The sequence below is a fragment of the Xanthomonas fragariae genome, from assembly GCF_900183975.1.
Classification (GTDB): Bacteria; Pseudomonadota; Gammaproteobacteria; order Xanthomonadales; family Xanthomonadaceae; genus Xanthomonas; species Xanthomonas fragariae.
In genome coordinates, this window is the sequence record NZ_LT853882.1 from 2,308,164 (window position 1) to 2,326,825 (window position 18,662).

General features: G+C 61.7%; 15 protein-coding genes and 1 pseudogene. 8 read left to right on the plus strand and 8 right to left on the minus strand.

Going from position 1 to position 18,662, the window contains the following annotated elements:
• Positions 1 to 156: 156 nt before the first annotated feature.
• Both clpA and clpS read right to left on the minus strand, forming a co-directional pair.
• On the minus strand, positions 157 to 2,439 hold the full coding sequence (clpA, locus tag PD885_RS10750; protein ID WP_002813421.1) for an ATP-dependent Clp protease ATP-binding subunit ClpA: 2,283 nt from the start codon (positions 2,437 to 2,439) through the stop codon (positions 157 to 159).
• Between the two features lie 143 nt (positions 2,440 to 2,582).
• Positions 2,583 to 2,903, minus strand: a complete 321-nt coding sequence (gene clpS / locus PD885_RS10755; protein ID WP_002813423.1) for an ATP-dependent Clp protease adapter ClpS — start codon at positions 2,901 to 2,903, stop codon at positions 2,583 to 2,585.
• A 250-nt stretch (positions 2,904 to 3,153) separates the two neighbouring features.
• Here clpS and PD885_RS10760 point away from each other — a divergent pair, with 250 nt between their 5' ends.
• The 5 genes from PD885_RS10760 to PD885_RS10780 all read left to right on the plus strand — a co-directional run bounded on the left by PD885_RS10760 (position 3,154) and on the right by PD885_RS10780 (position 7,066).
• A complete protein-coding gene (locus tag PD885_RS10760) occupies positions 3,154 to 3,612 on the plus strand; it encodes an NUDIX hydrolase (RefSeq protein WP_002813428.1) in 459 nt (152 codons plus the stop codon).
• Positions 3,609 to 4,745 carry a tRNA 2-thiouridine(34) synthase MnmA gene (mnmA, locus tag PD885_RS10765; protein WP_088056864.1) on the plus strand — a complete coding sequence of 379 codons (1,137 nt, stop codon included), beginning with the start codon at positions 3,609 to 3,611 and terminating at the stop codon, positions 4,743 to 4,745. Before PD885_RS10760 ends, mnmA begins: the two co-directional genes overlap by 4 nt.
• Positions 4,745 to 5,359 carry a high frequency lysogenization protein HflD gene (hflD, locus tag PD885_RS10770; protein WP_002813431.1) on the plus strand — a complete coding sequence of 205 codons (615 nt, stop codon included), beginning with the start codon at positions 4,745 to 4,747 and terminating at the stop codon, positions 5,357 to 5,359. Before mnmA ends, hflD begins: the two co-directional genes overlap by 1 nt.
• A 60-nt stretch (positions 5,360 to 5,419) precedes the next feature.
• Positions 5,420 to 6,697, plus strand: coding sequence for a methyl-accepting chemotaxis protein (locus tag PD885_RS10775; RefSeq protein WP_172402117.1), 1,278 nt, complete (start codon positions 5,420 to 5,422; stop codon positions 6,695 to 6,697).
• 84 nt (positions 6,698 to 6,781) lie between these two features.
• On the plus strand, positions 6,782 to 7,066 hold the full coding sequence (locus PD885_RS10780) for a hypothetical protein (RefSeq protein WP_040762977.1): 285 nt from the start codon (positions 6,782 to 6,784) through the stop codon (positions 7,064 to 7,066).
• A gap of 154 nt (positions 7,067 to 7,220) precedes the next feature.
• Here the strand turns inward: PD885_RS10780 and PD885_RS10785 are convergent, their stop codons facing one another.
• Together PD885_RS10785 and PD885_RS10790 are read right to left on the minus strand one after the other, a co-directional pair.
• A complete protein-coding gene (locus tag PD885_RS10785) occupies positions 7,221 to 7,496 on the minus strand; it encodes a hypothetical protein (protein WP_002813436.1) in 276 nt (91 codons plus the stop codon).
• Between the two features lie 214 nt (positions 7,497 to 7,710).
• A pseudogene (locus PD885_RS10790) lies at positions 7,711 to 10,503 on the minus strand (sensor domain-containing protein).
• A 120-nt stretch (positions 10,504 to 10,623) separates the two neighbouring features.
• Here PD885_RS10790 and PD885_RS10795 point away from each other — a divergent pair.
• Together PD885_RS10795 and PD885_RS10800 are read left to right on the plus strand one after the other, a co-directional pair.
• Positions 10,624 to 12,753, plus strand: a complete 2,130-nt coding sequence (locus tag PD885_RS10795) for a sensor histidine kinase (protein ID WP_002813438.1) — start codon at positions 10,624 to 10,626, stop codon at positions 12,751 to 12,753.
• Positions 12,754 to 12,756: 3 nt separating this feature from the next.
• Complete coding sequence (locus PD885_RS10800; protein ID WP_002813441.1) at positions 12,757 to 14,478, plus strand: EAL domain-containing protein; 1,722 nt, start codon at positions 12,757 to 12,759, stop codon at positions 14,476 to 14,478.
• Positions 14,479 to 14,605: 127 nt separating this feature from the next.
• Here PD885_RS10800 and PD885_RS10805 read toward each other — a convergent pair whose 3' ends face one another.
• The 4 genes from PD885_RS10805 to flgA all read right to left on the minus strand — a co-directional run bounded on the left by PD885_RS10805 (position 14,606) and on the right by flgA (position 17,365).
• Entirely contained in the window at positions 14,606 to 15,832 is a 1,227-nt protein-coding gene (locus PD885_RS10805) for an ATP-binding protein (protein ID WP_002813443.1), read from the minus strand.
• 164 nt (positions 15,833 to 15,996) lie between these two features.
• On the minus strand, positions 15,997 to 16,329 hold the full coding sequence (locus PD885_RS10810) for a flagellar protein FlgN (protein WP_002813445.1): 333 nt from the start codon (positions 16,327 to 16,329) through the stop codon (positions 15,997 to 15,999).
• Between the two features lie 13 nt (positions 16,330 to 16,342).
• Positions 16,343 to 16,654, minus strand: coding sequence for a flagellar biosynthesis anti-sigma factor FlgM (gene flgM / locus PD885_RS10815; protein ID WP_002813447.1), 312 nt, complete (start codon positions 16,652 to 16,654; stop codon positions 16,343 to 16,345).
• A gap of 66 nt (positions 16,655 to 16,720) precedes the next feature.
• Positions 16,721 to 17,365 carry a flagellar basal body P-ring formation chaperone FlgA gene (flgA, locus tag PD885_RS10820; protein ID WP_002813449.1) on the minus strand — a complete coding sequence of 215 codons (645 nt, stop codon included), beginning with the start codon at positions 17,363 to 17,365 and terminating at the stop codon, positions 16,721 to 16,723.
• Positions 17,366 to 17,648: 283 nt separating this feature from the next.
• Here flgA and PD885_RS10825 point away from each other — a divergent pair, with 283 nt between their 5' ends.
• Positions 17,649 to 18,593, plus strand: coding sequence for a chemotaxis protein (locus PD885_RS10825; protein WP_002813451.1), 945 nt, complete (start codon positions 17,649 to 17,651; stop codon positions 18,591 to 18,593).
• Positions 18,594 to 18,662 lie beyond the last annotated feature (69 nt).

Genomic DNA, 18,662 nt, shown 5'->3' on the forward strand with positions numbered 1-18,662 from the left:
CAAGGCTGCCAGCAGATACGCGGGTCTCGGTATTGTCGAAAAGTACCGATGTGAATTTGTAACGTAGGCAGCTTTCGTGAAAGCCAGACCACCTCTCAGCCATCAAAAAAAACCGCTCTTGCGAGCGGTTTTTTTCGTTCCAGAGACTCAGGGCGATCAGTCGACGGTCGCAGGTAGCAGACGTTCCGGTTCTGGGTGCGCCTCCACCACCAGCTCGCCATCCTTGACGTCGATATTGACCCTACCGCCCTCCACCAACTTGCCGAACAGTAGCTCGTCGGCCAGCGGACGCTTGATCTTCTCCTGGATCACACGCGACATCGGGCGGGCCCCCATCAGCGGATCGAAACCATGCTGGGCCAGCCAATCGCGCGCAGTCGGGGTGGCCGACAGAGAGACGTGCTTTTCCTGCAACAGCATTTCCAGTTCGATGATGAACTTGTCCACCACTCGCAGGATGTGGTCGAAGGCCAGCGGCTGGAACTGCACGATCGCATCCAGGCGATTACGGAACTCCGGGGTAAAGCCGCGACGGATCGACTCCATCGCATCGGTGGAATGATCCTGCTTGGTGAAGCCGATCGAACGCCGCGAGGCCTGGGTGGCACCGGCATTGGTCGTCATCACAAGGATCACGTTCTTGAAGTTCGCTTCGCGGCCGTTGGTGTCGGTGAGGATGCCGCGGTCCATGACCTGCAACAGGATGTTGAAGATATCCGGATGTGCCTTCTCAACCTCGTCCAGCAGTAACACGCAGTGCGGGGTCTTGACGATCTTCTCGGTCAACAAGCCCCCCTGATCGAAGCCGACATAGCCCGGAGGTGCACCGATCAAGCGGCTGATCGAATGCGCTTCCATGTACTCGGACATGTCGAACCGCACCAATTCAATACCCAACTGCAGTGCGAGCTGCTTGGTGACTTCGGTCTTGCCGACCCCGGTCGGGCCTGCGAACAGGAAGTTGCCGATCGGCTTTTCCGGATTGGCCAGGCCCGAACGCGCCAGCTTGATCGACCCGGCCAGCGTCTCGATCGCCGGGTTCTGCCCGAAGATCACCATCTTCAGATTGCGCTCCAGATGCTGCAGCACGTCCTTATCGGTCGCGCTGACCTGCTTGGCCGGAATCCGCGCCATCTTGGCGACAATGGTTTCGATTTCCTCGATGTCGATCAGCTCCTTGCGCTTGTCTTCCGGCAACAGACGCTGACGCGCACCGGCTTCGTCGATCACGTCGATCGCCTTGTCCGGCAGTAACCGATCGCCGATGTGCTTGACCGACAGATCCACCGCCGCTTGCAGCGCGTCGTCGGCGTAAGTTACGCCGTGGTGCGCTTCGTACTTGGGCTTGAGGCCCTGCAGAATCTCGAACGTCTCACCGACAGTTGGCTCGACGATGTCGATCTTCTGGAAACGGCGTGCGAGCGCACGGTCCTTCTCGAAGATGCCGCGATATTCCTGGAACGTTGTCGAGCCAATGCAGCGCAACTCGCCCGACGACAGTGCCGGCTTGATCAGGTTGGAGGCGTCCATGGTCCCACCTGAAGCGGAACCGGCACCGATGATGGTGTGGATCTCATCGATGAACAGCACCGCGTTGGGCACCCTCTTCAGCGCACTCAGCACGCCCTTCAGGCGCTTTTCGAAATCGCCGCGGTACTTAGTGCCGGCGACCAGCGCGCCCAGGTCCAGCGAAAAGATCACCGCATCGGCTAGCACTTCCGGAACATCGTTGTCGACGATGCGCTTGGCCAAACCTTCGGCAATGGCGGTCTTGCCTACGCCAGCCTCGCCCACGTACAACGGGTTGTTCTTGCGACGACGGCACAGGACCTGGATGGTGCGTTCGATCTCATCGGCGCGACCGACCAACGGATCGATCCTGCCGTTACGGGCCTGCTCGTTCAGGTTGGTGGCGAACTCGGCAAGCGCATCGCCCTTCGTCTCGCCCTCCCCGCCTTCGCTCTTGGACTCGCCGTCCGGCGCAGACGACTGCTCACCATCGTCGCCCAGCTTGGCGATGCCGTGCGACAGGTAGTTGACGATATCCAGCCGGGTGATGTCCTGCTGATTCAGGAAGTACACCGCATGCGAGTCTTTTTCGCCGAAGATCGCAACCAGCACATTGGCACCGGTAACTTCCTTCTTGCCCGAGGACTGCACGTGATAGACAGCGCGCTGCAACACGCGCTGGAAGCCCAACGTAGGTTGCGTGTCGCGGCCATCGTCCTCAGCCAGACGCGAGACCGACGCCTCGATTGCCTGTTCCAGATCGTTGTGCAGACGCACCTGATCTGCGCCGCAAGCTTTGAGCACCGCCTGTGCGGAAGGGTTGTCCAGCAGCGAGAGCAGCAGGTGCTCGACGGTCATGAACTCGTGACGCGCCTCGCGTGCTCGCTTGTAGCACTGGCCGATTGTTTGTTCTAGGTCTTTGCTGAACATTGATAACTCCAAGCGGCTGTTGCCAACAATATGCGGCTTTTGTTGGGATTTTCCACACCCCTATCGGATAGGCATGTTCAGACGGCGTTAGCACGTGATCGCAGCCACACTGTTGCGCTGCTAGAATGATCACGCAAGCGCCTTTAGGCCTGTTCCATCGTGCAGAGCAGCGGATGCTGGTTCATGCGCGAAAACTCGTTGACCTGCGCCACTTTGGACTCTGCGACTTCGCGGCTGTACACCCCGCAAACGCCACGCCCACGTGTATGGACATGCAGCATGACCTGGGTCGCCTGTTCCAGGCTCAGATTGAAAAACTGTTCCAGAACAGTCACCACGAAGTCCATCGGGGTGTAGTCATCGTTCAGCAAGAGCACCTGATACCGCGGCGGCGGCGCCACTTCAGGCTTGCTGGCTTCGACCATCAGGCCGTGGTCGTGTTCGTGTGAGGTATTACGGGGCATCCGGGCATTATACGGTTCATCGTTGCGCGCATTGGACGATTTGCGCTGCGCCCCGCACAATTTGTTTCCAACTTCCTGGCTCGCCTTTGATGACCGATTTCATGACCGCGCTGCTGCTGGCGCCGTTGTCCACCGCCTTGGCGCCTGTATCCGTAGCGACGATTGGTGTGCGCCACCACGCTCACCGCGGTGACGCCGAAGCAACCACTGGCGCAGCGATCTGGCTTTCGAGTGTGCTGGGCCGATGCCGATGAGCACGTCCGCACAACGCTGGCACCCCGATGTGACGGTCGCCACCGTGGTAATGCGCGACGGGCGCTTTCTGCAGGTCGAAGAAGCCATTGGCGGCCGACTGCTACTGAATCAACCGGCCGGGCATTTAGAGCCTGACGAAAGTCTGCTGGACGCGGCAGTACGCGAAACACTGGAAGAAACCGGCTGGGACGTGCGCCTGACCCAGTTCATCGGCACTTACCAGTGGGTGGCGCCGAGCGGGCAGTGTTTTGTGCGCTTTGCGTTTGGCGCCGATGCCCTCACCTACCACCCCGAACGCAGCCTGGACACCGGCGTGGTGCGTGCGTTGTGGATGACGCCGGAAGAACTACGCACCTCGACCGAGCGTTTGCGTAGCCCGCTGGTGTGGGAGGTAGTGGCCGATTATCTGGCCGGCCAGCGCTATCCGCTATCGTTGGTGCGCCACGTCGAATGAATACGCCGCGCATCGTGGTCGGTGTATCTGGCGGTGTGGATTCGTCGGTAGCGGCGTGGCGGCTGGCGCAGCAAGGTGCGTCGATCGCCGGGCTGTTCATGCAGAATTGGGCCGACGACGGCAGCGGCGATTGCCGCGCTGAAGACGATCGCCGCGATGCGGTGGCAGTCTGTGGCGTACTGGGCATCCCGTTTCACTTCCGCGATTTCTCCGGTGAGTACTGGAGCGGCGTGTTCGAGCACTTCCTGGCCGAGTACGCAGCCGGCCGCACGCCCAATCCGGATGTGCTGTGCAATCGCGAAGTGAAGTTCAAACATTTCCTGGATGCAGCTCAGGCACTGGGCGCCGAGCGCATCGCTACCGGTCACTACGCACGGGTTGCGCACAGCGGCGGTCGTTGGCGGTTGCTGCGCGGTGCAGACCACGGCAAGGACCAGAGTTATTTCCTGCACCAGTTAGGGCAGACCCAGTTGGCTGCGACGCTGTTTCCGATCGGCGATCTGGAAAAAAGCATGCTGCGGCGTATCGCTCAGGACGCTGGCTTGCCGACCCATGCCAAGAAGGATTCCACTGGCATCTGCTTCATCGGCAAGCGCGACTTCCGCGAGTTTCTGGGCCGCTACCTGCCCGCGCGTACCGGCGAAATCCGCGACCCGCAGGGGCAGCGCATTGCCGAGCACCCAGGGGTGTTCTATTTCACGCTGGGTCAGCGCGAAGGCCTGAACATCGGTGGCGTGCGCGGGCGTGCTGCCGCGCCGTGGTACGTGGTCGGCAAGGATGTGGCGAGCAATGTGTTGTATGTAGACCAGGACCGCGACAGCCCGCTGCTGCAATCGTACTGGCTGCAGTCCGAGCAGGCCCATTGGGTCACCGGGGCGCCGCCGGCACGCAGCTTCAGCTGCACCGCACAGACGCGTTATCGGCAGCCGGACGAGCCATGCAGAGTGGATGTGCAGGACGATGGCGGTGTGCAGGTGCGTTTCGCACGGCCGCAGCGGGCGGTGACGCCGGGGCAGTCGCTAGTGCTGTACGACGGCGAAGAATGCCTGGGCGGCGCCGTCATTGCCGCCACCGATGCACCGTTGGAATCTCGATTGGCGGGATCTTCTTTTTCCTCGGAGGTAGTAGCTTGATGAGTTCTTCCATGGATCACCGCGTGCTGGCGCTGGCCGGCGTCGCTCAGGCCCTGCAACAGGTGCGGCGGATTGCCGAGACCGGGCATTCGGAGGCCGCGACGGTGCGCACCGCCATGGACAGCGTGTTCCGGGTGGACGCCTCTTCGCCGGAGGCCGTGTACGGCTCGGCGGTGGCGCTGGCGCCTGGCCTGCGGCTGCTGCATAACTATTTTCGCAATCAGGGCCAGGACGAGGTGCTGCCGCGGCTGGCGCTGGCAGTACTGCAGCTGGAGCGCCGCTTCGTGCGCGACACTTCCACCGTCACCACCGTGTCCAACGGCATTGATGCGGCGGCACGCCAGGCGCAGATCCTCGGCGACAGCAGTCACCCCGACGTGCTGAGTGCGCTGGGCGGGCTGTACGCGCAGACCATCAGCCATTTGCGGCCCAAGGTCATGGTGCAAGGCAACCCGCATTATCTTGGCCAGGCTGGTGTGGTGGCGGAGATCCGCGCGCTCTTGCTGGCGGCGGTGCGCTCGGCGGTGTTGTGGCGGCAGATGGGAGGAAGCCTGTGGGATTTTCTGTTCGCCAAACGGGGGATGATCGAAGCGGTGGATCGCGCACTGCGCTGATCGACGCAACCAACCTGATGTCAGACGCACGCTAGCGGTCGCTGGCGCGCGTCAATCGCGGTGAATGTACGAGACGATGTGGCGATCTTCGCTAAAGACAAAGGGGGTATGGCCGATACAGCAACCGTGACTCCGCCGAGAACGCCCATGTATTCACGTCCACTCATCCGTCTAGCTGCTCCCTTGGCTCTGACCTTGCTGTTTCCCTTCGCTGTCGGATTCGACTGGCCTGCCTCGGTACGCTGGGCAATCCTGGCGACCATGACCCTTAGTTGGTTGGGTTTCGCTGCCTGGGTGACTTATTCCCAGTTTCGACGCAATCCGGACCAGACCCGCATCCTGCGTGAGCAGGACCAACTACTTAACGAACTGCGTACGTTCGTCAGCAACGAAGTTGACGGTTCGCGTTCGGAAGTCGAGCGTGCCCGCGAACTGATCCGCCAGGCCGTGTCAGGTCTTGGCGGCAGCTTCGAAGCGATGAATCGCAAGTCGCGTCAGCAAAGCCAGGCACTAGCCCGCATCGTCGACCGTGCCGGTGACGACGGCAGCGCCGGTGTCGATGTCGCCCGCTTCGCCCAGCACGCCAGCTCACGCATGGAGCAGCTGGTGGAGGCGCTGGAACAGGTGAGCGGCCAAAGCACCAACACTGTGCATCACATCGATGAAATGGCACAGCATTTGGACGGCATCTTTGCGCTGCTCGAAGACGTCAAGTCGATCGCTGACCAGACCAACCTGCTGGCCTTGAACGCCGCCATCGAAGCAGCACGTGCCGGCGAAGCCGGTCGCGGCTTCGCAGTGGTCGCCGACGAGGTGCGCAATCTGTCCGAGCGTTCCACCACTTTCAACGAGCAGATCCGCAAGCTGGCTCACAGCTCCAAGGAATCGATCGCCAAGGTGCGTGAAACGGTCTCGCAGCTGGCCTCGCGTCACATGGACCGCTCCCGCGAGGCGCGCCATGAGTCTGCCGCGATGCTGGAGAACGTCGCTCAAATCAACGCCTCGTTGGGCGATGGAATGCGCGAAATCTCCGAGTGCGCTCGCTCGATCGACGGTAGCGTGGCCGAAGCCGTCCGCGCTCTGCAGTTCGAAGACATTGCGACGCAGACTTTGAGCGGTATCCACACTCACCTCGATCGCCTCACCGCGATCAACCGTGAAGCGGTGGCTCTGCAAGAACTGCTGCATCGCAATGGCGGCGTGTACGACAGCGATCTGGTCGCCGCCTTGCAGAAGGTGTCCACTCGTCTGCGCGACATGCGTGTGGAGTGGGAACGCCCACCGCACAAGCCGGTGGCCCAGCAAGGCATGGGTGCCGGTACGGTCGAGCTGTTCTAAGACCGATGCCACGCAGGCTTTGACTTCCGACATTCCCCGGCCTTCCGGGGATTTGTCGTTCCGCGACAACCTGGTGCATTGCTCATGACGCTCCTCGCCCCGACCATTGATACGCCTAACGCTACGCTGGAAGCGGCCGCAATGGCGGTTGAACATGCCGAGCGTCTCGCGCAAAGCGCTGCCGCCCGACCCGCGACTGGCCGCATGCGCATGCCGGCCGCGCTGGAACGGCTGGAGCAAGCCGCACGTGCGGAAGTCCAGGCACTGTTTAAGCCGCGACGCAGCTGCAGCGTAGACGAACTGTTGTTCGCCACGGTGGCCTGGGACCTCGGCCTGGATGGTGCCGCAATCGGCGCTTCGGGACGCTGAGGCTGCAACGACGGCGAGGTGTATCTCGGCAGGCGCCTCGTCGGTGTTGTGAGGGTTGCCTGGTATTTTGACTTTCGCTGGCCAGCGTCGATGCGATGCGTCATGCAGAACGCGTAGGTTCGATCCCGTCCCTGCCCGCCTGGCCACCACGGTTTCAGATCGCTGCTGCCCTGTCGGTGCCGATCTTGCGCACCGGGGTGATCATTGCGACGCCATGCCACGGAAACGCTGCGCCGTGCGTATCGACATGCGCCTTGATGCAGGTTTCGCACGATCCGCTGCTCGACGCTGTCAGTGTGTCGGCGCGACCAAGCCCGCGCAGCGATTCGGATGCAGGCGAGGCAGTGGCCTGCCAGACAGCACGCACTCCGCTCCGCATCTGCCACACGCTCGCACATGCCTGCGCGCCGGGCAGAAGATCGGCGACCACGACGTTTATTGCGATAGCGCGGCGTCGCTTCTGGAGGCCGTCGAGACGTTGGAAGCGACCTTGCAGTGGCCGGAGGAGATAAGCTTAAAGTGCACTCGGTGCGTCGATGCCCGGGGGCGCCAGGTGATGGCAAAGCAGGCAGGCGCTAAGGGCGGCTAACAAAACGTAACGAGCAGTCGCCAGGTATGGAGCGCGCGCGGCGGCGGCGGGTAGCTCAGCTCGCAATGACCAGTTGCGCCCCAAGACGCTTGCCGGCTTCGGCTTCGGCTTCGCGCAGCCACTGCGCCATGTCGCGCGGCGACAATGGGCGCGAGTAGAGAGAATCCTGGATTTCATCGCAGCCTTGTTGGCGAAGCAGTGCATCTTCCTGCACGGTTTCCACACCTTCGGCGACCACTTGCATGCCAAATGCGTGGCCCAGATGCACGATGGCCTGGGTGACCTCGGCCGTGTTGGCGTCGTCGAGCATGCCTTGCACAAAGCTGCGGTCGATTTTCAGACGCTGCACTGGGAAGCGGTTGAGGTAGTGCAGATTCGAGAAGCCGGTTCCGAAGTCGTCCACCGCCAACAGCACGCCGTTCTGTTCGAACAGTTCGAAGCAGCGGCGTAACGAGTCCGAATCGCGGATCAATTCAGATTCGGTCAGTTCCAGCTCCAAACGCGATGGCGACCAGCCGTTGTCGCGGCAGATTTCCAATACGCGCTCGGCAAAACCGCGTTCGCGCAACTGCACGGCAGATACATTGACCGCGATGCGGCTGAAATTGAGACCAGCGCGATCCCAGGCCACTGCCTGGCGGCATGCTTCACCGATGACCCATTCGCCCAGGCGCACGATTTCGCCGCATTCTTCGGCAATCGGAATGAATTCGACCGGACTGCATGGACTGTGGCCGTGGCGATGCCAGCGCATCAGCGCTTCGATTGCCGGCGACCCGTCGCCTACCATGTTGACCAGCGTCTGATAGACCAGCGTGAATTCTTCGCGCTCGAGCGCGCCCTGCAGCGCGTGTTCAAGCTCCAGGCAGCGCTGCGCACGCAGCAGCATGTCCTGGCTGTAGTAATGGAAGGTATTGCGGCCGGATTCCTTGGCCGCATGCATCGCTGCATCGGCCGCGCGCAGCAGGCTGTCGAAATCCGACAGGCCTTCGCCCAACAGCGCAATGCCGATGCTGGCACCGAGCTTGAGGGTGACGTGCTCCTTGCGCAGCGGCTCGCCAAGCGCGCTGATCAGCTCGCGCGCTACGTGGCCGGCATCTTCCGGCACGGACATATCGCGCAGCAGCACGATGAACTCGTCGTCGCTGAAGCGGCCGAACAGTTCGTCGTTGCGTAGCTGTTGATGCAAGCGCGACGAGGCAAGCTTAAGCAGACTGTCGCCGGTGGCATGACCGAACGAGTCGTTGATGCTCTTGAAGCCATCCAGATCGATCAGCAGCATCGCAAGTATCTGGCCACGCTCATGCGCCTCACGAATCGCGTTTTCTACCTGCTCAAGTAGTAGAAAACGGTTCGACAAGCCGGTCAGACGGTCGTAATGGGCCAGCAGTTCGATGCGTTCGTTGGCTTCGCGCTCGCGAGTGACATCGCGGAACAAGGCGACAAAACGCGGCGGCAAACCTTCGCGACGGTCCAGCTCGATCAGCACCTGCACCCAGATGCGCTGGCCGGAGTTGCGGTAGAAGCACAGCTCCAGTTGCTCAGGCAGACCGCCATCGGCAATCCGCAGCAGCGCCGCGTCGAAAGCGTCGCGCGAATCCTTGGTGTATAGCGACAGCGCCTGCTCCAGGGTGATGTTTTCCTTGCGCAGGCCATGGATGCGGTAGCACTCCTCGGTCCACTGCATGCGCCGCGTCTCCACCTCGATCTCGCAACCGCCGATCTTGCCAAGTGCAGACACACGATTGAGCAGTTCGGTACGCCAGCGTATCAGCGCATCGGTCTGCCTTTATTCGGTGACGTTGTGCAGTTGGCCAAGCACACGCACCATGCTGCCGTCACCATCGAAGACCGGCTGTGCCCAAACGCGCAGATGATGCGGGTAGGCACCGAGCAGGCCGTTGATTTCCAACTCGAAATGCACCGGCATGCGTTCGTTCTTGATCTTGCGCCAGGCGCTGCGCAGTTGCGCAACCGAGGGACGACCCAGCAGACGCAGGATGTCGCGAATGCCATGCAGACGCAGATGGGTGATGCCGAGCTGCTGCAGGAAATCGGACGACACCCACAGCGCGTCTTTGAGCGCGTCCCAACTCCAACTGCCCATGCTGGCGATGCGCTGGAATTCTTCGAGCTGGGCCTGCTGCTCGCGCAATTGCTGCTCGAGCAATTTGTAGTGATGCACATCGGTATGTGTGCCGACCATGCGAAGTGGTCGGCCGTCGGCAGTGCGTGCTACCACGCGGCCGCGATCGAGAATCCAGCGCCACTGACCATCGTGCTGACGCAGCCGGAATTCGGCCACATAGGTATCGGTGCGCCCGTCCAGATGCGCCTGCACCGCCGCGCTGACCTGCGCGTGATCGTCGGGATGGATCAAACCGGACAACGCGGCGAGATTATTAGGTAGAGGCTGCTCGCAATACCCAAGCATGCGAGTCCAGCGCTTCGAGCGATACACCACGTCGGTCGAAATATCCCAGTCCCACAATCCGTGGTCGGCACTGTCCAGACCCATCTCCCAGCGACTGGTGCCATCGGCGCCCATCGGCTCGGGAATGCTCAAGGTGAAGGCCATGACCTTACCATGCTCGTCGCAGACCGCGCGCAGCCATCCTTCCAGCCGCACGCCGCCCGTCCCTGGCAACACACACGCGGCCATGCCGCCGCTATTGGCCACCTGGGCGCGACTGCTTTCCAGGACTTCGGCATACGCACCAAGGGTTGCCGGTAATCCAAGCGATTGCGCAACGCTGTTGGCCGCCAGAGGCTGGCCACGCGCGTCCAGCAACACCATCGCTGAGGTAAGCGGGTGCTGCAGCATGCTTGCAATGAAGCCTGAGTCCACTCTGGGGCACTCCCAAGAATCGACCCCGGCCTTCGGGGTTTCAACTTATAGCGGCCGTTTTGCAGATTAGTTGAGGCGCCTGTTTCGAGCTCGGCCGAAGCCGGCCGAGTTACAGCTAAGATGGCTGCATCGCCAGCACACAAGGTCGTCCGCGGACCCATGCATCATCCTGTCGCAGCGCCCGCGTTTTCGTCCGCCCCGGTTTCCCGCCTGCGCCTCGCCGAGCGCCTTCGGCAAGGCCTGTGGACGCTGACCGGCCTGTATCTGCTGATCGGCGTGGTCTGGCTGTTACTCGGCAACCGGCTGCTGAACCCGTCCGGTGCCGCCATTCCCGAGCGCTGGTCGGATGCGAGCTTCCTGGTGGTTTCGAGCATCGTCATCCATCTGGTGCTGCGGCGCTTTGCGACCTTGATCTTGGACGAACACGCGCAGCTGGCGCAGTCCGAGGCCCTGTTGCAGGCCAAGTTTCTGGCGCTGCCTAGCCCGGCCCTGATCTATGACCTGGCCACGCTGCGCATCCTCGATGCCAATCCGGCGGCGCTGGAATTTTACGGTTGGGAGCGCGATGCGTTTCTGCAGCAGACCCTGCACGCGATCTGGCCCAGTGCCGATGGCACCCGGCTGGAGGAAATCATCGCGCAGATCCGTGCCAAGAGCGACGACACTTGCACCCTGCATGAAGATCTACTTACCCGCAGCGGGCCGCGCCATGTCGAAATCCGCAGCAATCAGCTGCATCTGGCCAGCGGCCCTGCCCGCTTGGTGGTCACGGTGGACCGCAGCGAAGAACGCCAAGCGCAGCATCTGCGCGATGAAGCACTTGAGCGTCTGGAAGAGGCGCAAGGCATCGCAAGGCTGGGGTCGTGGCAATTGGATCGCGCCACCGGTCTGGGCCGCTATTCGCCGGCGGTGTATCGGCTGCTGGGGCGCAGTGTGCCGATGCATCGTCGCGAACATCGCCTGGAAGAATTGCTGACCGCCTCCGACACTGCTACCCAGGCGCGCATCGAACGCATGATCGAGGACATGTGCACCGGCGAGGTGCAGATCGATGTGCTGTTGCCACTGACCGGTGGCGATTCGCAGCCGCGTACCGTGCACCTGCGTGCCGAAAGCGTGACCACGCCCAGCGGCTCGCGCCATGTCCACGGCACCTTGCAGGACGTGAGCGAGCGCGAGCAATCGCGGCGCCTGCTGCGCGAACGCGAAGAACAATTTCGTGAGCTGGTGCGGGTACTGCCCGATGCTGTGTTGATCCTGATCGACGAACACGTGATGTATGCCAATGCAGCGGGCTCGGCGCAGTTCGGCTTTCAGGGCGAGACCATTCTGGGCGAACCGTTGCAGATACTGGTCGACGACAACGACCTGCCAGTCGTACGCGAGTATCTGCGAGCTGGCAGCGACCGCACTGAGCCGGTGTCCAGCGCACGGGCGATGCGCCGTCGCGACGGCAGCACCTTCTATGCCGGTCTGTCGGCTGGCGATATCCGCTATGGCGGGCGCAGCTGCAAGTTGCTAGTGGTGCGCGACCTGAGCGAACCCGAGCGCATGCGCGATGCGTTGGCCGAGAGCAATGCCGAATTGCAGGCGATGGCCAAGCGGCTGTTCTCGTTGCAGGAAGACGAGCGCCGCGCTATCTCGCGCGACCTGCACGACGACATCGGCCAAGCGATCACCGCGATGAAGTTATCCGCGCATGCCGCATTGGATGAGCTGGACCCAGACGCGCGTCGCGAGGATCTGCTGGAAGTGGTGTCGCTGGCCGATAGCACGGTGACCAAACTGCGTAACTTGTCGATGCTGTTACGTCCGCCGCAGCTCGATGCGTTGGGCCTGGAAGCGGCACTACGCTGGCAGGCGTCGATGCTGTTCCGCGCCTCGCAGGTGCGGCTGGAATTGGATATTCAAGCGCTCGATGTACGGCCAGGCAACGAGATCGAACAAGCCTGCTTCCGAATCGCGCAGGAAAGCCTGACCAATGCATTGCGGCACGCCTGCGCAGGCGAAGTGCGCATGCGTCTGCAATCGATCGACAGCAAGAGTTTCCGCCTGGAAGTGAGCGATGACGGCGATGGCTTCGAACCGGAAGGCCCGCGCGGGCTTGGACTAATCGTGATGCGTGAGCGTGCGCAAACCGTCGGCGGTACGCTCGCGATAGAATCGGCCCCCGGAGCAGGCACGCGCGTGACGTTGTGCCTGCCCTATCACCCGGTCGGCGAGTCCGTCCATGACGTTGGTGGACGTTAAGTCATGTGGAGCCCTGTCATCCTGCCTGGACTGGAAATCGTCAAGCCGACACGCCTCGGTGCAGGTCATCCCGAATTACTGCACCTTGTAGACGCGGCCGCTTCCGGTGGCCCGCCGCTGATGATCTTTCACGTCGATATCGATCACTTCGCCTCGATCAACGAGAACATGAGTGGCGAAGTCGGCGATCAGGCACTCACTTTGGCGGCGCGCCGGTTGCAGGAATTTCTCGGCACGCGCGGCAAGCTGTGGCGCCACGGCAGCGATGAAATGGTGGTGGTGGCGGTGCGTCGCGAGGACACGCCGCTACCGGAAGATTTTGCAGAACAGATCCGCCAGCAGCTGGAACTGCCGCTGTCGGTGCTGCCGTACACCTTGTTCATGACCGGCAAGGTCGGCATCAGTCTGTGTCCGGAACACTCGACCTCGCTGTCCATCCTTCTCGATTACGCCGAAGAAGCGAGTTACCAGGCCGCGCGCGAAGGAGGCAATACGGTGCGGCTATACACGCGTAACTCGGCTACCAACACGCATAGCGAAAGCATCATTGCGCGGCAGATCGTCGATGCTATCCCACATGGCGAACTGCGTCTGCGCTATCAGCCATTGGTGAGCGCGCGCGACGGCCGCATCGTCGGCATGGAAGCCTTGCTGCGTTGGCAATCGCCTACCTTGGGCATGTTGGTGCCGGAACGCTTCATGCGCACCGCCGAGCGCCTTGGCGTGATCGTGCAGATCGGCGAATGGGTACTGCAGAACGCGGTGCGCCAGGCGCGGCTGTGGCGCGACCAGGGCTTCGACGATTTCAGCATTGCGATGAATGTCTCCACGCTGCAATTACTGCGCCCGGGCTTCTTCAACGAAGTGATGGGAATATTGCAAACCGCTGGCGTGCCGGCGCAATTCGTCACGCTTGAGATCAACGAAAGCGCGTTGACCAACAATGTCAACTTCGTCCACGAGACGATGGCCAACCTGCGCAACGAAGGCATCAGCCTGAGCCTGGACAACTTTGGCACCGGCGATTCCAGCCTCAGCGCGCTGGTGCGTTATCCGGTTGATCGGTTAAAGATCGATCGCAGCTTCATCAAAAGCGCGCCGGCGGGCAGTCGCGAAGCGGCCATTGCCCGCGCGATCATCGCGATGGGTCACCAGCTTGGCATGACCGTGATCGCCAATGGGGTGGAATCGCAGGCGCAGTTGGGCTTTTTGCGCCGCAACGATTGCGACATTTTCCAGGGTTATCTGTTCGGCGAACCGATGTCGGCCGAGTCGGCCGGCATGGCGCTGCGGCGCCGCTATCTGCGCCCGGAATCGTTCGCCGAAAGCCGCCCCGATCGCACCTTGCTGCTGCTGGATGACGAAGAAAACGTACTGCGCTCGCTCGTGCGGCTGTTCCGCCGCGACGGTTACCGCATTCTGGCGGCAGGCAACGTGCGCGATGCCTTCGACCTGCTCGCCACCAACGACGTGCAGGTGATTCTGTCCGACCAGCGCATGTCCGACATGAGCGGCACCGAGTTCCTCGGCCGGGTCAAGATGCTCTACCCCGACACCGTACGTCTGGTGCTCTCCGGCTACACCGACCTTGCCACCGTGACCGAAGCGATCAACCGCGGCGCGATCTACCGATTCCTTACAAAACCCTGGAACGACGACGAACTGCGCGAACACATTCGCCAGGCCTTCCGCACGCATGATGAGCTGCGGAACGGCAGGGAGTAGAGATTCGGGATTGGGGATTGGTTAAAAGCAGAGCGCCGCACCGTCGTGTCAGATAGCGTATCAAAGATAATCACCAGCCAAGCCCGCTCTTCCGAATCCCTGATCTCGAATAACCCATCCCGGCGCTTCAGCGCGGCTGCCGCACCGGCAACACAATCCTGAAGCTGGCGCCCTGCCCCGGTGTACTTTCGACGTCGATTCGGCCGTGGTGTTTGTTGATGATGCCGTAGGAAATCGACAGTCCTAAGCCGGTGCCGCTGCCGACCGGCTTGGTGGTGAAGAACGGGTCGAAGATGCGTTGCAGAAGGTCTGGGGCGATGCCGGCGCCGGTGTCCTGGAACTGGATCCAAACGTTTTCGGCGTCATCGCGACCAGTAGTCACGGTAATCGTGCCGCGCTCGACCATCGCCTGGCCGGCGTTGAGCAGCATGTTCATGTAGACCTGGTTGAGCTCGGAGGGAAGGCATTCCACCAACGGCAGCTCGGCATAATTGCGCTCCAGCGTCACCTTGTACTTGAGCTCGTTCCAGATGATGTTGATCGTGGATTCGAGACCGGCGTGCAGGTCCGCCATCTTCCACGACTCGGAACGGTCCGAATACGAGAAATCCTTGAGGTCGCGAACGATGCGGGTCACCCGCTCGATGCCTTCGCGCGATTCGGCCATGAGCTGCGGCAGATCGCGGCTGATGAAATCAATGTCGGCGCGGTTACGGATCTCGTCGATCTCTGGAATCAACGCCTTCGGATCGGGCGCCTGCAGCGCGCGCTCGTAGGCTTCGATCAGCGTGAACAAACTACGCAGATATTCCTGCAAGCTGCCGAGATTGGAGTGCACGTAGCCGATCGGATTATTGATTTCATGCGCCACGCCGGCAGCCAACTGGCCGATGGAAGCCATTTTTTCCGACTGGAGCAGTTTGTCTTGCGCACCATTCAAACGCAGATAAGCCTGGCGCAATTCGGCGTGGCGTTGTTGCAGCTCGCGCTCGTAATCCTGCTGGCCTTCGATGTTGTGGAACAGCGCGAGAAAATGCCCAACACTCCGCTCTTCGTTGTAGTACAGATGCGCGATGACCACGCGATCGGCGACCGGCAGGCTGCCGGTCCAGCTACCTTTGATGCGCGCTTGATTGAGTGCGTCCGACGGCAAGACTTGCGAAATCCGCTCACCGAGATTGCAATCGTCCGCGGGGTCTTCCTTGCACAGACTCTGGCGAGCGACTGCATTGGCCAGGATCAGCTTTCCGTCTGCGCGGAACAGCAGAACGCCTTCAAGCATCTGGTCGCCGAAGGCGCGCAACATGTCCGAGGACGGCAATAGGGTTTGATTGAGAAAAAACTTGGCGGTCACGGGACGAGGCGGCGTAAAGGACGCCTTAATATACGCCGAACCGTTGACGCGCCGTATTGCCGTTTCGTATTACCGGCGACAGCAATTGGCGTATCCAGCAACTGTGCTGGCTCATGCCTGCGCGCCATGTCGGCTGCGCAGGCTTTGAGCGCCAAGCGGCTCGTTCAGGCTACTGCCAACGAACGTCCGCCACGCACCACGCTCGATTGGCCTCTGGCATCGTAGGACGGCGCACTTTCGGTGCGGCCCAGGTGACGCAGTGCCCAATTCACTTCGCGACGCCGGCGCGCCAGCAGCGCGCCGTTGGCGCGATTGGCTTCGGCCAGTTCGCGCAGACGCCCTTCTTCACCTTCGGGCATTGCCGCTTCGAGCGCACGCAGCACCGACAGCTTGTCCTGCGTGTGTTGCATCAAGCCATCGATGTCGTTCTCAAGCAATGCCTGGCGTTCGCCGGCCAGCGCATCGCTGAGACGTTGCAGGAACTCGTTCACGTTCATCCTTTGTCGGGGTTCAACCCGCCAGTTGTTGATTCAGATCCATCATGCGGCTGGCGATGGCATCCGGGTTGATGGAATAGCTGCCGTTCTGCAACGCACTCTTCACTGCCTGGACGCGACCGGTGTCGATCGCCGAAGACTGCGAAAGCTCGCGCTGCAGGTTCTGCAAGTTAGTCGCCTCACCGGTCAGCTTGATGCTGTCAGCCGGCGGCAATGCGGCGATCGGGGACGCCCGGTCTTCGCCGGCCGAAGCGATCCTGCTGCTCGGGGCCGCGGTGCGAATGGTTGCGGCCGTCGGTAGATTGGCTTCAATTTTCTGGCTCATGTCGGGAACTCCTCTACAGGTCGTAAGGAATAACGGCAGGCCAAAAAAAAACTTTACGACGATTTTCTATCTGGACACCACAACCGTACCGCTCGCTTCGACGATCCCCTGCACTACCCGGCGAGAGGATGAATTCTCTACCGAAACGCGCTCGTTCTCGCCGGCATCGGACAGCGCGCGACCGCTCATGCGCACCTCCAAACCGCCGTTACGCGACACCAGTGGTACCGTGTCGCCGCGCCGAACCAGCCGCGCGGTCACCAGATCGTTGGACGACAGCAGCGACCCGGCGGGCAGGACGCGCCTGGCGGTCTTGCCAACGGCGGCTACCGGATCCGCCAACACCGCGCCGACGATCCGCGCGGCATCGCGCTTCTCGATGCTGATATCGGCCAGTGAAATGATTTCTCCAGCGCTGATACCGCGGCGCAATACCAGAACGTTCTGGTTGCGACGCACCTTCAGCGGTACGAACAAGCGCCAGCCGGCCGGCTGCGGGCAAGCCACTTCCACCGTATTGGTGGCGGTGGGCTGCGCCTGCAGTGCGATGGGACAGGCCGGCATGCGCAGACCCGGATCGAGCGTGGCTTCGGCCTCGGCGTCCGGGCTAACGGTGGCCAGCGCCGCAGCACGGATGGAATCGACAGATTGGTACCCCTCGGCCCAGGCCGGAGCGACCACCAACAAAATGACAAGCAGGAGCAGGCGCATGGGACCAGATCCGAAGGAAGACCGGGAAAACGTTGCAAGAGGTGTGCCTGTTTTTGCCTGAATTGCGAATTTCAAGATCTGGGAATTGGCAAAGCGGCTTTGCGGACGATTCGTGCATCCGCGGCAGCGACCCAATGACACCCCTCTTATATATGTTTCTCCAGGTGCAAAAAGCAGCCGGGATCTCCAGCGAATCCCAGATCCCGACTCCACAATCCCGACAGCGCCCACGCAAGCCGCAAAAGCCCTCAAGTTTTCTAATGGCGCTGTCGATATCTGCCACATGACTCACGATCTGCTCAACCGCATCGACCAGCGTACGCGTCTGGCTGGCCACAATCGACTGGCCCTGCTGCTATTTCGGCTGGGCGGGCGCCAACTTTTTGGCGTTAACGTCTTCAAGGTACAGGAAGTGCTGCGCCGCCCGGAACTGTTCCAGGTGCCTGGCCTGCCAACCGAGTTCGCCGGCGTGGCCGACGTGCGCGGGCGTTCTGTGCCAGTGCTGGACCTTGGCCTGGCGATCGGCCACCCGGAGCGCGATTCGCTCTCTAAAACCGGCCCCGGCTACCTGGTCGTGGCTGAGTTCAACCGCTCGGTCCAGGGCTTTTTGGTCAGCGGGGTGGAGCGCATCGTCAATATTGCGGTGGAAGACATCCATCCGCCGCCGGAACTGGGCGCAGAAGCCACTTATTTGACGGCGGTAACGCGGTTCCAGGGCGAGTTGATACAGGTGATCGACGTGGAAAGTGTGCTCGCCGACATCGCCAAGGTCAGCAAGGACGTACAACTGGATCCGTCGCTGCAGCTAGTCGCTTACGACCGGCAGTTTCAGGTGCTGGTGGTGGACGATTCGCGGGTGGCGCGCCAGCAAATTCGTAGCGTGCTCGACCAGCTCGGCGTTGCGGCGACCCTGCTGTCGGATGGACGCCAGGCACTGGACCACCTCTTGCAGGTGGCTGCATCGGGCGAGAACCCGGCCGATCGCTACGCCATGGTGATCTCCGATATCGAAATGCCGGCGATGGACGGTTACACGTTGACGACGGAAATCCGGCGCACGCCTGGGTTGCAAGGCTTGTACGTGCTGTTGCACACCTCGTTATCGGGCGTGTTCAACAATGCCATGGTCGAGCAGGTCGGCGCCAATGCGTTCGTGGCCAAATACAGTGCCCACGAATTGGCCGATTACGTACTCGCCCGCCTGAAAGTGGTCGCCGAAGCGGCCTGATCTGACTTCTCGGCCATTCTGACCCGGCGGTCAATAGCTGGCAACATGCAGCGCCCGTAACTTCAGAAC

Coding starts and splice junctions, on each gene's coding strand:
- mnmA (WP_088056864.1), top strand. CDS start 3,609: ATGAATACGCCGCGCATCGTGGTCGGTGTATCTGGCGGTGTGGATTCG.
- PD885_RS10825 (WP_002813451.1), top strand. CDS start 17,649: ATGACTCACGATCTGCTCAACCGCATCGACCAGCGTACGCGTCTGGCT.
- flgA (WP_002813449.1), bottom strand. CDS start 17,365: ATGCGCCTGCTCCTGCTTGTCATTTTGTTGGTGGTCGCTCCGGCCTGG.
- clpS (WP_002813423.1), bottom strand. CDS start 2,903: ATGCCCCGTAATACCTCACACGAACACGACCACGGCCTGATGGTCGAA.
- hflD (WP_002813431.1), top strand. CDS start 4,745: ATGAGTTCTTCCATGGATCACCGCGTGCTGGCGCTGGCCGGCGTCGCT.
- clpA (WP_002813421.1), bottom strand. CDS start 2,439: ATGTTCAGCAAAGACCTAGAACAAACAATCGGCCAGTGCTACAAGCGA.
- PD885_RS10780 (WP_040762977.1), top strand. CDS start 6,782: ATGACGCTCCTCGCCCCGACCATTGATACGCCTAACGCTACGCTGGAA.
- PD885_RS10760 (WP_002813428.1), top strand. CDS start 3,154: ATGAGCACGTCCGCACAACGCTGGCACCCCGATGTGACGGTCGCCACC.
- PD885_RS10800 (WP_002813441.1), top strand. CDS start 12,757: ATGTGGAGCCCTGTCATCCTGCCTGGACTGGAAATCGTCAAGCCGACA.
- PD885_RS10810 (WP_002813445.1), bottom strand. CDS start 16,329: ATGAACGTGAACGAGTTCCTGCAACGTCTCAGCGATGCGCTGGCCGGC.
- PD885_RS10795 (WP_002813438.1), top strand. CDS start 10,624: ATGGCTGCATCGCCAGCACACAAGGTCGTCCGCGGACCCATGCATCAT.
- flgM (WP_002813447.1), bottom strand. CDS start 16,654: ATGAGCCAGAAAATTGAAGCCAATCTACCGACGGCCGCAACCATTCGC.